The sequence below is a fragment of the Psychrobacter sp. L7 genome (assembly GCF_002810365.1).
Lineage (GTDB): Bacteria > Pseudomonadota > Gammaproteobacteria > Pseudomonadales > Moraxellaceae > Psychrobacter > Psychrobacter celer.
On sequence record NZ_NEXR01000003.1, the window covers coordinates 457,680 to 470,989 of the forward strand.

At 48.1% G+C, this 13,310-nt stretch carries 15 protein-coding genes; 6 read left to right on the top strand and 9 right to left on the bottom strand.

Annotated features, from left to right (window positions below):
* Window positions 1-86 precede the first annotated feature (86 nt).
* Window positions 87-971 carry a LysR family transcriptional regulator gene (locus CAP50_RS05580; RefSeq protein ID WP_100749287.1) on the top strand — a complete coding sequence of 295 codons (885 nt, stop codon included), beginning with the start codon at window positions 87-89 and terminating at the stop codon, window positions 969-971.
* A 43-nt stretch (window positions 972-1,014) separates the two neighbouring features.
* Here the strand turns inward: CAP50_RS05580 and CAP50_RS05585 are convergent, their stop codons facing one another.
* On the bottom strand, window positions 1,015-1,476 hold the full coding sequence (locus CAP50_RS05585; RefSeq protein ID WP_100749288.1) for a hemerythrin domain-containing protein: 462 nt from the start codon (window positions 1,474-1,476) through the stop codon (window positions 1,015-1,017).
* Window positions 1,477-1,789: 313 nt separating this feature from the next.
* Here CAP50_RS05585 and CAP50_RS05590 point away from each other — a divergent pair, with 313 nt between their 5' ends.
* The 5 genes from CAP50_RS05590 (at window position 1,790) to CAP50_RS05610 (ending at window position 8,768) form a co-directional block, all read left to right on the top strand.
* Window positions 1,790-2,716 carry a bestrophin family protein gene (locus CAP50_RS05590; protein WP_075101212.1) on the top strand — a complete coding sequence of 309 codons (927 nt, stop codon included), beginning with the start codon at window positions 1,790-1,792 and terminating at the stop codon, window positions 2,714-2,716.
* Between the two features lie 259 nt (window positions 2,717-2,975).
* Window positions 2,976-3,740, top strand: coding sequence for an ABC transporter ATP-binding protein (locus tag CAP50_RS05595; protein WP_100749289.1), 765 nt, complete (start codon window positions 2,976-2,978; stop codon window positions 3,738-3,740).
* Between the two features lie 262 nt (window positions 3,741-4,002).
* Window positions 4,003-4,899 carry an ABC transporter substrate-binding protein gene (locus CAP50_RS05600; RefSeq protein ID WP_241900664.1) on the top strand — a complete coding sequence of 299 codons (897 nt, stop codon included), beginning with the start codon at window positions 4,003-4,005 and terminating at the stop codon, window positions 4,897-4,899.
* Complete coding sequence (gene fhuB / locus CAP50_RS05605) at window positions 4,896-6,977, top strand: Fe(3+)-hydroxamate ABC transporter permease FhuB (RefSeq protein WP_100749290.1); 2,082 nt, start codon at window positions 4,896-4,898, stop codon at window positions 6,975-6,977. The genes CAP50_RS05600 and fhuB overlap by 4 nt, the downstream gene beginning before the upstream one ends.
* Before the next feature lie 540 nt (window positions 6,978-7,517).
* The gene (locus CAP50_RS05610) at window positions 7,518-8,768 is read left to right on the top strand and encodes a tyrosine-type recombinase/integrase (protein WP_100749291.1); all 1,251 of its coding nucleotides are present in this window, start codon (window positions 7,518-7,520) and stop codon (window positions 8,766-8,768) included.
* Here the strand turns inward: CAP50_RS05610 and CAP50_RS05615 are convergent.
* The 8 genes from CAP50_RS05615 to CAP50_RS05650 form a co-directional block, all read right to left on the bottom strand.
* Window positions 8,765-9,064, bottom strand: a complete 300-nt coding sequence (locus tag CAP50_RS05615) for a hypothetical protein (protein ID WP_100749292.1) — start codon at window positions 9,062-9,064, stop codon at window positions 8,765-8,767. The genes CAP50_RS05610 and CAP50_RS05615 overlap by 4 nt on opposite strands.
* A complete protein-coding gene (locus CAP50_RS05620) occupies window positions 9,051-9,530 on the bottom strand; it encodes a hypothetical protein (RefSeq protein ID WP_153045426.1) in 480 nt (159 codons plus the stop codon). The genes CAP50_RS05615 and CAP50_RS05620 overlap by 14 nt, the downstream gene beginning before the upstream one ends.
* Entirely contained in the window at window positions 9,496-9,882 is a 387-nt protein-coding gene (locus CAP50_RS05625; RefSeq protein WP_100749294.1) for a hypothetical protein, read from the bottom strand. The genes CAP50_RS05620 and CAP50_RS05625 overlap by 35 nt, the downstream gene beginning before the upstream one ends.
* A gap of 119 nt (window positions 9,883-10,001) precedes the next feature.
* On the bottom strand, window positions 10,002-10,394 hold the full coding sequence (locus tag CAP50_RS05630) for a hypothetical protein (protein WP_100749295.1): 393 nt from the start codon (window positions 10,392-10,394) through the stop codon (window positions 10,002-10,004).
* Window positions 10,395-10,555: 161 nt separating this feature from the next.
* On the bottom strand, window positions 10,556-11,593 hold the full coding sequence (locus tag CAP50_RS05635; protein ID WP_241900665.1) for a RecT family recombinase: 1,038 nt from the start codon (window positions 11,591-11,593) through the stop codon (window positions 10,556-10,558).
* 27 nt (window positions 11,594-11,620) lie between these two features.
* Complete coding sequence (locus tag CAP50_RS05640; protein ID WP_100749296.1) at window positions 11,621-12,625, bottom strand: YqaJ viral recombinase family nuclease; 1,005 nt, start codon at window positions 12,623-12,625, stop codon at window positions 11,621-11,623.
* Between the two features lie 2 nt (window positions 12,626-12,627).
* On the bottom strand, window positions 12,628-13,083 hold the full coding sequence (locus CAP50_RS05645; RefSeq protein WP_100749297.1) for a hypothetical protein: 456 nt from the start codon (window positions 13,081-13,083) through the stop codon (window positions 12,628-12,630).
* Window positions 13,083-13,301: a hypothetical protein gene (locus CAP50_RS05650; RefSeq protein WP_100749298.1), complete on the bottom strand. Its 219-nt coding sequence runs from the start codon at window positions 13,299-13,301 to the stop codon at window positions 13,083-13,085. The genes CAP50_RS05645 and CAP50_RS05650 overlap by 1 nt, the downstream gene beginning before the upstream one ends.
* Window positions 13,302-13,310 lie beyond the last annotated feature (9 nt).

Sequence of the window (13,310 nt, forward strand, 5' to 3'; positions counted from 1 at the left end):
ACATCCTTTATAAACTAATTTAGTTGCCTATATTGTATCTGCTAAACTAATACATCAAAGTTACGATATATAGGAAAAACCGATAGATGAATTTTTCTTTAGAGCAATTACAAGCCTTTGTGGCGACCGTAGAGACGGGGTCATTTTCGGCAGCAGGGCGCAGGCTGGGGAAAGCGCAATCATCGGTAAGTGCGGCGGTGGCCAATTTAGAAATCGATTTAGGCAATGTGCTGTTTAGCCGAAACAGTCGCTATCCGGAGCTGACCGAAGCGGGCGCGCGGTTGTTGGCGGAAGCGTATGTGATACTAGAGCGCTGTGAGCATTTTTTTGGGGTGGCCAAAAGTCTGAGCGAAGGGGTGGAGAGTAGACTGGTGCTGGCGGTTGATGATTTGTATCCCACAGAATGGCTGGCCGGCTTACTTGAAACGTTTGATAGCCTGTTTCCTAGCGTAGAGTTAGAGCTGCTGCTGCCCATTATGGAGGATGTCAGTCGTTTGGTTATGGACAAACGGGCGGATTTGGGTATCATGTGGAGCCAAGAAGATTTGCCTTCAGCCATTCGCTTTCATACCTTGGGCTGGATTCCCCTAAAAATGGTTTGTGCGCCTGAGCATGTGCTTGCAAGCAAAGTCGTCAGCTGGCAGGATTTAAAAAGACACCGGCAATTAATCGTCGCCACGCGTAACGATAGCAAAGAAAAATCATGTCTACGTGTCGCCGCCGATGTGTGGTGGGTTGAGAGCCAGTGGATCATCATTGAGCTGGTCCAGCGCAATCTAGGGTGGGCACTGGTGCCTGAGCATATCGTGGTTGATGCTCTAAAAGAAGGCTCACTGGTATCGCCAACACTGGATTTTGATAAGCACAGTTGGCCTGTGGCCGTTGAGCTGGTTTGGCATAAAGAAAAGCCTTTGGGCAAGGCGGGGACTTGGTTACAGCAGGCCATCATCGCCTTAGATCGACAAATCTAATCTGTACTGCTAATCAATAGCATACGCTCAAACAGTTTATCGTCTAGCGTGCCTCATCGATACGTTTGACATTATCCGCGCATGCTTGGTAAATCAAATCTAGCGTCTCTGTGGTCAGATAAGTCTCAGCAAGCGGAAATAATATGCGCTCCTCAAAACGAATGTGATCGTACAATAGGGTACCGAGCGCTTTGACGTGCGCTGCGGTGATGGTCTGATTTTGAGAGGTACAAATTAGCTTATGTAACAACAGATGCTGTTTGTTAAGTGTCTCTAATGCGGTGGCAACATCAAGGTTGGTATTTTGATAAGGTTTTAGCGCAGTGGCAATCAGATGGTCTTCGATCTGAAAATGGGTGCTCATGTCTTGGATATATGAGGTCAATTTTTGCCAGTGTTTATCGATGTGATGGCGCTCATCGCTACAGTGTTTGGCATGATGAGACAGGTTTAATCCAAGATGATGCTGGCGTGATAGGGGCTGCAATTGGTGGGCGCGTTTCATGACCGAGTACCTCCATGAGTGAATAAAGTGACAGCGCATACAAGACAATGACGCACTGAGCATAAATATGATGTGTCTTATCAGCGGATCGTTAAATATTCCGTTTTTTAATAACTGTATTCTACTTATGACACAATGAGGCGGCAAAACGCAAAGGGTTTGATGCTAAAATCGCCAGTCAGTCATTACGCAGTAAGCAGCAATGCCTTAATAGACACTCAGTAATAGGCACTTAGTACGTGACCCTGTCTATCATCGCACAACTCTGTGTTTGATGCCGCGTACACTACTTTTAACACCATAGGACACTGTCATGATCGTTTGGCAAAAACCGAATGCATTTAGAATACTTTTTACTTTGCGCGGCTCCGTTATTCCTCATATCTTTCCTCAGGTTTTATTGATTAGCTTACTGAGTGCCATCATCTCGGCCATCCAGCACTGGGTTCCCAGCTCCTTTTCTTCTTATGGCGCTGCGCCTTTTACATTACTTGGCATCGCTCTGTCTTTGTTTTTGGGTTTTCGTAACAATGCCAGTTATCAGCGTTGGTGGGAGGGTCGGCATTTATGGGGGCAGTTGGTATATGATGCGCGCAGTTTTACCCGTCAGGTGCTCTCATTTATCGAGGACGATAGCGAAGCGGGACGACACATGCAGCAGGAGCTGGTGCGTCTGACTATCGCGTTTACCCATGCGCTCAGGCATCGGCTGCGAAGTACCGCGCCGTGGGAGGATGTTGAGCGTTTTGTGGCGCCTGAGTATCACGCAAGCATGCGCCAAGCGGGCAATTTGCCTGAATATCTATTGCGCCTGCTAGGCAAAAAGCTGGGGCAGGTTCGACGCCAGCAGCTCTCCTCTGATCTGATGATACAAAACATGGATGAGCGCGTCACCTCGATGACGATTGTGTTGGCGGCTTGTGAGCGGATTCATAATACGCCACTACCCTTTGCCTATACGCTATTGGTGCATCGTACCACTTATCTGTACTGCTTTATGCTGCCGTTTGGTTTGGCGACGTCCTTGGGCTGGGTGACACCGTTGGTGTGCGGCGTCATTGCTTATACGTTTTTTGGATTGGATGCGCTCAACGAAGAAATAACCGATCCGTTCGGCGTCGCGGCCAATCACTTGCCACTGAGCGCCATTTCACGCACCATCGAAATAAACCTGCTAGAAGCTTTGGGAGAGACAGATTTGCCGCCTGAATTGATGTCTCAGGGTGGTTATTTGCAATAATAACACTTGCACGGTTGAGGTCACCAAAAACAAAGAGCTGAGCGCTATATGCATAGCGCTCAGCTCTTTGTTTTTGGTGACAGAGATTTTTATATCGAATTAACGATAACATGCAGATTTTTAGTTAATGATAATTGTTTTCGTTATCATTCGCGTGTAAAATCGGCCACAGTGAGCGCGCAAGTGATGCGATAAATATGTGCGTCTATCGCAAAACGACAGGTAGCGCTGAGACATTGATGAGTAAAGAAGAGCCGTTATGTTACGTGTAGAGCAGATGACCATTCGCCGACAAGACAATACTTTGTTAAATGACGTCAGCTTTGAGGTGGGGGCGCGGCAACTGATTGCCTTGATTGGGCACAATGGCTCAGGAAAGTCGACCTTGATTAAAGCCTTGGCAGGCGAGATGGATTGTACGCAAGGCGGTGCGACTTTGGATGAGCGAAGCATTCATGAGTACGGGGATAAAGCACTGGCGCGTAAGATGGCCTATTTGCCACAGCAGCTCCCAGAAGCGGCAGGCTTTAGCGTGCGAGAGCTGGTGATGCTCGGCCGTTATCCTCATCAAAAATGGCTACAAAAACCCAGTCAAGCGGACCATGACAAGGTAAGTGAGGCCATGCGAGTGACACAGGTTGAGCAATTCGCTGATCGCCTTACCAACACATTGTCAGGGGGTGAGCGTGCGCGGGTATGGCTGGCAATGTGTCTGGCGCAAGACACCGATTATTTGCTGTTAGACGAGCCGCTGGCTGCGCTTGATATGCACTATCAGATTGAGGTGATTGAGCTGATACGCCGCTTGGTCGATGAGCGGGGATTGAGTGTGGTTATTATCATTCACGACATCAATCTGGCCGCGCAGTATGCCGATCGTATCATCGCCCTAAAAGGCGGACGCATCTGTCACAACGGCGATGTGCTCAGCACCATGCAGCCCAGCGTTTTACACGATATTTTTAATGTCACCATGCAGCTGATGACGCATCCTGTGACAGGGCGGCCGGTGGCTGTCGCTTAAGCTGTATTTTCTCTTGTCGCTGCGATTTGCGCGGCGCTTCTGTCGGCGGTATGACGATTGTTTTAATACTCTGCTAATACCGTATCTTTTTTTCTAAAGACAATCTGCTATGTTTGCTCATTTTATATTTGCCCTTTTACGTGCTGCGCCATCATTACAAGTTAAGCGTGCTTTTTTGTCAGCTTTATCAATCGTCTCGTTTGACTCTCAGTCACGCTCACAGACAGTAATATCACTGACAATAATAACGTTGGTCATGACCATGAGCGGTTGTGATCACGCGCAACCTGTATCCAAGCCGTCATCTGCCGAGTCCAAACCATCTGCTAATAGCCTTAAAGCTGATGCCTCACAGCGGGTAGTCAGTCCGGATTGGGGCAATGCTGCAACCCTGACGGCAATGGGTTATCCTCCTGTAGCGACGGGCGATGTACGTCTATGGGACAGATGGGTCGACACGCCTAGTCTGCCACCAGATATTGTCGATTTAGGTGGCCGCTATCAGCCGAATGCCGAGCTGGTCGCACAGTTGCCAATAGATATGGTGATTGATAATCCATTTTATGTGCATGCGCGCCGTTTGTATGGTGATGTACCTACCGAGTCGGTGATGTTTTCGGCCAGTGGCAAGGTGGCGACGTGGGCGGATTATACTGAGCCGACGCGTACATTGGGCAGATTGATTGGGCAGCCTGCCGCCGCTGAGGCTTATATCAAACAAAGCAAGCAAGACATAGAGCAGGCTGGCGCTCAGCTGCAAGCCCGCTATCCTCACGTAAATAAGTTTGCCGTTGTACAGTTTTCTGATGCCAATAACGTGCGCATGTATGTCAATAACAGTCTGTTTAAGCCTGCATTTGCCGCAATGGGCAAAGAGCTTGTGGTCTTAGGTGAGGGCAATAATTACGGTTTTGTATCTAAGCGGGTCGGTGATTTGGCGGCGCTCGATGATGATGTGTGTTTGCTGATTGTGGATCCATTAAGCCCCATTACCCGCGCTGAGATGAAGGACAGTCTGATTTGGCAGCGCTTGGGCTATGGTCAGACGCGCTGTATAGGAGAGCTGACGCCTATTTGGATCTATGGCGGGATGTCATCGTTGGTCAGTTTGGCCAATCAAATATCAACCGTACAATTACAAGGCGGGGCAGCATCATGAGTACGAGCAGCAAGCGCGCCAGCAGCACTTACACAGAGGTAAGTGACACAACACCTAGCAAACCGCAGCAGATACCGCCCAACCCCGTTAGCACTCATGCGCACTTTGGGCGATTATGGGTGCTGTTTGCAGTTCTATGTGCTTTGGTCATGGCTAGCAGTTGGGCGCTGATTGCGCGTGATTGGCACAGGCCATTGATGGACTTGTTTTTGCCCAGTATGCAGCTGGACATGGGCAGCATGGTGGTACAGTTGACTTTGTTGGCCAGCTCATTGGTCGCGTTATTGGCTGGCGGGCTGTTGGGGGCAGTCAGTATCTTATTACAGCAATTGGTCAAAAACCCGCTGGCGTCAGATACCACCCTCGGCGTCGGTGCCGGTGCGCAGCTGGCGATATTGCTGGTGAGTCTGTTTATACCGAGTCTGGCAATCTACGGCGGCATGTATGTGGCGTTTGTAGGGGCGCTGATTAGCATGGGTTTGGTATTTGCGCTGGCGGCCGCCAGTCGTTTTAATGCGCTGATTTTGGTATTGGCAGGTTTGGTGGTCAATATCTTGTTGGCCGCATTTGCCAATGTCTTATTGTTGTTTTTTGCTGAGCGTAGTAATGGCACATTGTCATGGGCGGCAGGATTTTTGACGCAAAACAGCTGGCATACTACAGCGCTATTGTCCTGGGCGGCAGTGGGGTTTGTGATGGCTTGCTTACCTCTGCTAAAGCCGCTTGGCATGATGAGCTTGGATGACTGGCAAGCCAAGCGATTGGGCGTGCCTGTACAAGGTATTCGCGCGCTGGTGGTGCTACTGGTGGCGCTGGTCACAGCGCTGGTGGTCAGCGAAGTGGGTCTGGTGGGTTTTGTAGGCTTGGGCGCAGCAAGCATCGTCAACGCTTTGGGCATTACTGCTATTGGTAAACGATTGCTCGCAGCTTTTGGCTTTGGGGCACTGTTGTTACTACTGACCAATCATGCCGCGCTCCTGCTTGAACCTATCATAGCAATGCCGATTCCTGCAGGGGCTATGACGGGCATACTGGGTGCACCATTGATTATTTGGCTCATTTTGCGCCAGCGTCATGAGCGGCTCGAGACGGTGTCTGCGCCCATGGTCAATCGCACACAAACCCCTGTGCATCTATGGCGCTGGGTGCTTGGAGTGGTAGGTTTGCTGCTTATCATCTCGCTGGTGGTACAAGATATCAAGGGCTGGACGCTGCTCAGTACGGATTGGGCCATCACTCAGCAATACCGTCTGCCACGCAGTCTCAGTGCGGCTGCGACCGGACTGATGCTGGCGGTGGCGGGGGTGTTGCTGCAAACACTCACGCGTAATCCGATGGCCAGCCCTGAGGTACTCGGTGTCAGCTCAGGCGCCGCACTTGGCGTCATTGGTGGGTTCTTTTGCTTACCGCTGCTGGGGTTGTCAGCAGGTGCAGGTACTCTGCTAGCGGCTGGCCTGATGGGTGCTCTTATAGTACTGTTGCTGGTGATTTGGCTAGCGCGGAAAGTCAGCTCAGGTTATCTGCTCTTGGTGGGGGTCGGTATCGCCGCGATGATGGATGGGGTCATGCACATGGTCAAGCTCTCAGGCGACCCGCGGCTTGAGGCGATGCTCAGCTGGCTGTCAGGGACGACCTATAGTGCCCAGCCCAATACCGTTTGGTATCTGATGGGGATAGCGCTGGTTTTGTTTGTGCTGAGTTTATTGATTATCAAACCGCTTAGAGTCTTGGGGTTGGGGGCTAGCATAGCACGCAATCTAGGTGTGGCAGTCAATCCTGTGACGCTCGCGCTTTTGATATTGGTGGCGGCGCTTAGTACGGCAAGTACGCTTGCGGTCGGGCCACTTAGTTTTGTGGGGCTGATGGTGCCCCATGTCGCGACTTCTCTAGGGGCGGTAAAACTGGAGCATCAATTGCCCTTAGCCGCCATTTTGGGCGCTGGTGTGATGGTGCTAGCTGATTGGTTTGGGCGTTATGTGATATTTCCTTATGAGCTGCCAGCAGGTACGATCGCTGCGCTGATTGGCGGGACGTATTTCTTGTGGCTGATTGGCAAAGTGCCGATGACTGCGCGTTAAGAATACAATTAACCTATTTCAAAATAGGTACAGCTCTACTGGCATTCATGAATTTCTGAGGAAAACTGAATTGAAGACACGCCCTAACACTTTTAAATGTCTTTACTGAGCATTTGTTCCATACGTATACTGAGTTATATTTGCCAAAAACTTTACTAAAGTTGCCCAAATTAACTGTTCCCCGTAAGCACGGGGATTAACCGTACGCTTAGTAGGGTCTTTAGGGTATTACTAGTAAACATCTGATAATCAGAACTGTCTTTAGACAATAAAAAACCCTTATAAGCTTATGCTTGTAAGGGTTTTTCGTTTTTCAATATGTGGTGGGCCCAGTAGGACTTGAACCTACGACCAAAGGATTATGAGTCCACGTATAAACGTATCACTCAGTTTACCGCACCTTACTTTACAATCTTGTTATGTAAGCAACATCAAGGCCTTAGCGGTATCGCTCGCTAAATAGTATCATTTAGTTTATGGCATCTTACCGCATCATTGATTACTATATGATTACTTTTATCAAAATAGATTAGTAATCACATGGAAGCCAAACTCACAACAGCCAAAATCGAAAAACTAGCGCCAGGGGACAAACAATACTTTGTATGGGACACACGCTTTAAGGGTCTTGGTCTGCGCATATCGCCAGGCGGTAGCAAGGCCTTTATCTATCAAGGTAGGGTTGGCGGTGCCGGTACGCCTAAGCGCATCACCTTAGGTAAATTCCCAGTCATGTCACTGCAAGACGCTATCGACAAAGCATCTGATATCAGTAAGCAGCTAGCGGCCGGCATTGATCCCAATCGTACCAAAGCAGACAATATTGCAAAGAATAAAGCGTTTGCGCGGGACCAGGTACGCAAGCAATTAACATTTGGTGATCTCTTTACGCGCTACATTGATGTGCATAAATCTGAGTGGTCAAAGACTTATCTTAATGATCATTATGCTGCAGCGCGGCCGTATCTAACAGACAAGCCGTATATGGCTCAGCCAATTGGTAATATATGGGATGTGTCGCTTGCTGAGCTTACGCCTGATTTTGTAGAGTCGTGGATCAGAAAAGAGAATGAGACGCGCGCAACCACTATGGCCAAAAACTTTCGTATGTTCAAAGCGTGTGCGAATTGGGCGGAGGACACAGACAAGTATGCTGAGCTGATACCTCATAAGACTTATAACAGCCGTAAGGTTAATAAGTCGGTGCAAAGTGTGCGCGCGCATAAAGGCGCACTGCAGAAGCAACAGCTTAAAACGTGGTTTGATGTCGTTGATCAGATTGATGATGTGCAAAGAGCGGCACTTATCTGCATGTTGATGAATGGATCTCGGCCAGGTGAGATGCTGCAGCTTAAATGGACTGATATAGATTTTGAGTGGGACACAATCAAAATTATCGATAAAGTGGACCAGTGGGAGCGCGTCATACCGCTGACGCCGTACACCAAGCAGACTATTAAAAGCTTGCCGCGTGTGAATGAATTTGTTTTTGGAAATAAAGTAAGGCAGGAAGGGTATATTGAAATAACTAAGAAGTATCGCACGCTATTAATAGAGAACGGCCTGCCAAGCTTGCCGCCTAAAGCGATGCGTAAATCATTTAGGACACTATCCGAGTGGGTAGATGTACCGCGGGGAGTAGTAAATCAAGTGATGGGCCATCGTCCAAGTGCCATTGACGAAAAGCACTATGTTGACCGTCCGATTGACTTATTAAGAATGTGGCATGGAAGGATTGAGCAGTTCATACTAAAAGAGGCCGGCATAAATACCGACCATCTTTATGATTAAAGGTCCAACAAGTTGCGTATATCGCGCATACGCCAGTAAGGTTTGCCGCTAATGTACTTTGGCGCCAGTGGCCCCGTGCTTTGACTGCACCAGTTGCGCACGGTTGCTGCGCTGTAACCTAACATACTGGCGCAGCGGATATGGTCAACATGCGGGGCGCCGGCATAAATAGCGGTATGCACCAGTTTTTCACCATCGTAGCGTAGATTGTCATAAGCCCACTTGACGAGCTCACGACCGCGTTTACCTGATGCGTCTAATGCTTCGATATCGATGTCGGTTTCAATCGTTGCCATGGCTTCCAATCTCCTTAAAGTCATTACGCGGGTAAACGAGATACTTGCAGTCTAATGTCTCAAAAATTTCATCTTCGCCTACAAAATGAATAGATGTTTTTTGAGCCCCCGCTCTAAGCCATTTGCATAATTCAGACTTAGAGCTTACAGAACTTGGAACAGATCTATTTTGAGTGGATTTATCCATCTTATAGCCACCGTGTAGCTTTCGTCTGAGACCTGTAGATCTGTACATTTTTTGACGGCCTTTACGTGTTGGCTGTTTACTTTCTGAGTGATTAAGAATTTCAATAAATATATCTAGATCATTAGGTGAGTCACTGCCTTTAGCGACACTACCAAACACCCATACGCGTTTAATCTTTAAAAATTCTTCATTGCACAGTGGTGTAGGATAAATTCCATTAACACTGCGAACTTTATTAATAATATTATTTAGATTTTTTATTGCTGTTGCACGTTTCACTTTTCAGCCCCCTCTCAATTTCCGCATAGACATCAGTCATATTTACCGGCATCCAATACAGTACGTCATCGTAAAATCTTTCACCATCATCTAAATCGCCAAAGCCTTTAGTTATCCGTCCTGCATAGTATTGTGACTGGTACACACGGCACTGACCGTCAACTAATCTGCAAATAATACAGTCTTGTTCGTGCGTTGGTAAGTGATCGCTTGGCTTAGTCCAGCCATTTAGCAATTGATGCTCAGCGCCTATTCTAAAAATCTTCATTGCGAACAAGTATAGCGCTCTCATGCTCATTGGATTAACCGCATAATCATCTGCTATTTCAATAACTCGTTTTTCGGTAATCACAATTAATCCTCCAACTTATGGCCACACGTAGGACATACGCTTGGCAATCCCAAATCAATTTCTAGCAGCTCAGCGGCTAGGGCGGTCATTTCTTCTTCGGTGTATTTCATGATTATTCCTTAAGCTATTTCAAACAAATCAGGCTGAGCCATGATTGCTGGTTTATTTTTTGGCTTGGCACTTACAGCCGATAGTTCAGGGCAGAACGTCTTGCGGCAATACTCAAACGTTTCTTCAATTGATAAGCGACTGCCGATGAGCGTTAGTAATTGTTCACTTGTAATCTGTACTATGCCCACCGCGCATTCGCCATTAATATAGACACTTAGAAACAGATGACGACTGCCCAAATGAATCGCTACTCTTTCGATTTGGTATTTACTAATCTTACGAGTTAGCCAGCATGATTTTTCATGCTCATTACCTATATTGCTGAAATACCCTTTGGTGATTTGGCACTCATAAACAACACCGCCTGGCATCGTCATTTGTTTTTCAAAAGAGCTTTTCATGGTTACTCCTTAATATTAGGTGTTTGAACAAGTAGCTATCCTCTCAAGCTGTCCCTGTGTCGTCGCCTTGGTGCGCCCGTACTCGGACACGTATTTTATGAGCCATCACCTCACCAACTAGCTGATACAGGTTTGTTCAAACGATTGATGGTTGGTCGGTATTAACCCTGCGCTCCAATTTCTTCAGCGACCACATCCAGCGTATCGTTAAGCATTTTGATATCGCCTTGGTCAAAGTCTTGCTGCTTATCAGCTATCAGACCACGCATACGCTCAACATCATCCAGTGACTCACACGCTTTGACGTGCTTCATGATGCTGTCGTATTCATCTGCTAAGATGATCGACTGCTTTTGATCAGCCAGTGCTTGGCGTAGCTCGTTAACGTCTTCATCTCTGATGTTGATGGTTTCGTTGTTAACCATTGCCGCAATCTCTGCTCCGATTGGCTTAACCTGCTTAACATCAGTTATTTGCTCAATCGTGGCTAACAGCTCGCTGGTGTCGTAATACTCAATCACTGGCGCGGTGGCGGTTGGCTGTTTTTTGACGCGGTTGAGTAGGGCGGATGCTCCGGCGTTTTTCGCTTTAGGTGTGACATTGCGCGGTGCTTCTTCACGCGCTGCTAGCTCGTCAGGGGTATAAACACCTAATATCACATCAGGACAGTACAGACGGCTAAAGCGCTTAGCTGCAAGGTAGGCAAGCTGTTGGCGCGGGTCAGCAGCCCACAGCGGTGAGTTGCGGACATGGCCCACTTGCGCCATGGTTAGTGATAATTCGGTCGGCTCGTCATCACCGATGAATGTGGCGCGGCAGATGACGCCAACGTCAGTAGATTTGTCATCTTTGCCTTTGACCTTTGACCAGTCACCAAAATAATCAAACTTGATGCGGTCGGTGATCGGTGCTCGGTTATTGATAACAGCGATAACCAGCTGCGCCTCATAGCCTAGCGTACCGTTAACCAAGTGCGTCTTTTGTGCTACTGCGTATGGGTCCATACCCCAGCGTAGCGACTGACCGACGATAGCAAAGCAGTCACCTACATTGCCTTTTAGGTGTTTTGGCACAGTGCAACTACCGCTTGCCATGACTTCCGCTAAGCGGTGGCACTTATTAAACAGCGAGTCGTCTAGCGTGATTTGCTGCGGTGAGTATTGCTGATCTTCCATTACTGCGATTTCTTGAGTGTTCATAGTGTTATCCCTTGTTTAAAAAATTAATTATTTGACTCGCATCACGCGGCTTTCGCTTTGCTTGGTGTAGCGCTCAGCAAGCTCTGGCATGTCTGTTTTAAAAGACTTGCTATCAAAGCGGTTACTTACCTGCGTCTTGTAGGTAGCGACCACTTCACCGTCGATGGCCAATGTCTCGTTATTCTGAATCTGACAAATCAGGTCGGTCTGGGCGGCAGTGATAGCGGCTTTCAGCTCTTTTTCTTGCGCCTTTAGTGACTCGTAGTGCTCAAACACCTTGGCGGTCTCGCTGTCAGGCTCGACATCAAGCGTCGTATCAGGGTCATGGCGCGGGTATTTGTCCTTGGCGTTTTGCAGCGTGGTAGCGTCAGGCTCAACTCCAGCTAGTACATTGTTGTGCCAAAAGTCGTGCGCGGTTTCAAACAACACGTCGATCAGCTCTTGATTGCGCTCAATGCGGTATTGGCGATATTTGTTGCCGCCGATCAGCACAGCCATGTGGCAGACTTGGGTGTCGGTCACGCCCATGTACCACTGAGCCTGGCACTGATACTGGTCCGGTACCTCATCGCTATCTTCATCGCCCCAGTTTTTACCGACGTACTCAGATGCGGTCTTAATCTCGACAATCTGATCAGTGGTCAGTTTGCCGTCCTTGTAGCGGACATTGCCTGCTATATCACGATTGACCACGGCGCGGTCGATGTTGGCCACAGCGAATGTATGGACCGGATGGCGCATCATAAAATTGACGTTTTGCACCTTAAGGCCGCTGCGCTTGGCAAACTCACGCGCTACCACGTCCTCAAGCACCGTGCCCCAGTAAGCAAACTCGTTGCTATCCTCGCTCACTGGCTGCGTCTTGGACTGGTACACGTCGTAAGCGGTGGCGTAGGGCGATACGCCCAAAATGGCGGCGATGTCGCTACCGCCGATGCCTGATTGACGTAGCTCAAGCCATTCATCGCGCGATAGATTGCTGGTCTTGATCGCGTTGCCGTCTGGCTGTTCAAATTTGATTGCGGTTCCCATGACTATTCCCCTGAAAAGTTATTGATTATGTCGTCACGCAAATTAATCATTTCGTCATTGCGGTTGAGCGAGTGAACATAAATGTATGGCTCCCTCAAGTTATGACCATTGGATTCAAGGTAGGCATCTGCACCAGCGCGAGTGAGGCAGGCGGTCTGAAAAACAGGTATCAGTCCTATTAGTTTGCGCTCATAGTTGTACTTAATCCCATCAACTATCACCGTGACCTCAGCATAACCCTGAGATATTTCAGATATAGCATCAGAAAGACCTTCATCTTCTACCTCTGCGCAATCATCAACATCAATCCATGTTGTCTGAACCTCAATGCCGTTGTAACAATCATCATCAACCGGAATAGGGCGTTTTGAATAGACGCAATACAACGGGTGATTGGTGCCTGCGTTGTCTTGCGTTTTAAGGTTATTCGCCAGCTCAGATAAATTTAACTTGCTCATTACTCTCTCCCGTATGCTTTTGCGATAAATTGGTTGGCGTGTTTTGCCATTTGGTATTCTTCAGACGCGTAATAAGCGTCATTCTTGTATTGCTGATCAGTAGCAAGCGAAACTTCCAGTTTGTGCAGAGCAATAGCGTTCTTATCGTTTTTTACATCAACGTCAAGTGCACAGCCTGTTATTGATGCTAGGAGTACAATTATTAGAAACTTATTCATAAACCAGTA

What these genes read in the sequence shown, in the direction of transcription:
- CAP50_RS05630 (WP_100749295.1), bottom strand. Translation starts at nt 10,394, where the DNA reads ATGAAAAGCTCTTTTGAAAAACAAATGACGATGCCAGGCGGTGTTGTT.
- CAP50_RS05615 (WP_100749292.1), bottom strand. Translation starts at nt 9,064, where the DNA reads ATGGCAACGATTGAAACCGACATCGATATCGAAGCATTAGACGCATCA.
- CAP50_RS05600 (WP_241900664.1), top strand. Translation starts at nt 4,003, where the DNA reads ATGAGCGGTTGTGATCACGCGCAACCTGTATCCAAGCCGTCATCTGCC.
- CAP50_RS05580 (WP_100749287.1), top strand. Translation starts at nt 87, where the DNA reads ATGAATTTTTCTTTAGAGCAATTACAAGCCTTTGTGGCGACCGTAGAG.
- CAP50_RS05645 (WP_100749297.1), bottom strand. Translation starts at nt 13,083, where the DNA reads ATGAGCAAGTTAAATTTATCTGAGCTGGCGAATAACCTTAAAACGCAA.
- CAP50_RS05650 (WP_100749298.1), bottom strand. Translation starts at nt 13,301, where the DNA reads ATGAATAAGTTTCTAATAATTGTACTCCTAGCATCAATAACAGGCTGT.
- CAP50_RS05590 (WP_075101212.1), top strand. Translation starts at nt 1,790, where the DNA reads ATGATCGTTTGGCAAAAACCGAATGCATTTAGAATACTTTTTACTTTG.
- CAP50_RS05585 (WP_100749288.1), bottom strand. Translation starts at nt 1,476, where the DNA reads ATGAAACGCGCCCACCAATTGCAGCCCCTATCACGCCAGCATCATCTT.
- fhuB (WP_100749290.1), top strand. Translation starts at nt 4,896, where the DNA reads ATGAGTACGAGCAGCAAGCGCGCCAGCAGCACTTACACAGAGGTAAGT.
- CAP50_RS05635 (WP_241900665.1), bottom strand. Translation starts at nt 11,593, where the DNA reads ATGAACACTCAAGAAATCGCAGTAATGGAAGATCAGCAATACTCACCG.
- CAP50_RS05610 (WP_100749291.1), top strand. Translation starts at nt 7,518, where the DNA reads ATGGAAGCCAAACTCACAACAGCCAAAATCGAAAAACTAGCGCCAGGG.
- CAP50_RS05595 (WP_100749289.1), top strand. Translation starts at nt 2,976, where the DNA reads ATGTTACGTGTAGAGCAGATGACCATTCGCCGACAAGACAATACTTTG.
- CAP50_RS05640 (WP_100749296.1), bottom strand. Translation starts at nt 12,625, where the DNA reads ATGGGAACCGCAATCAAATTTGAACAGCCAGACGGCAACGCGATCAAG.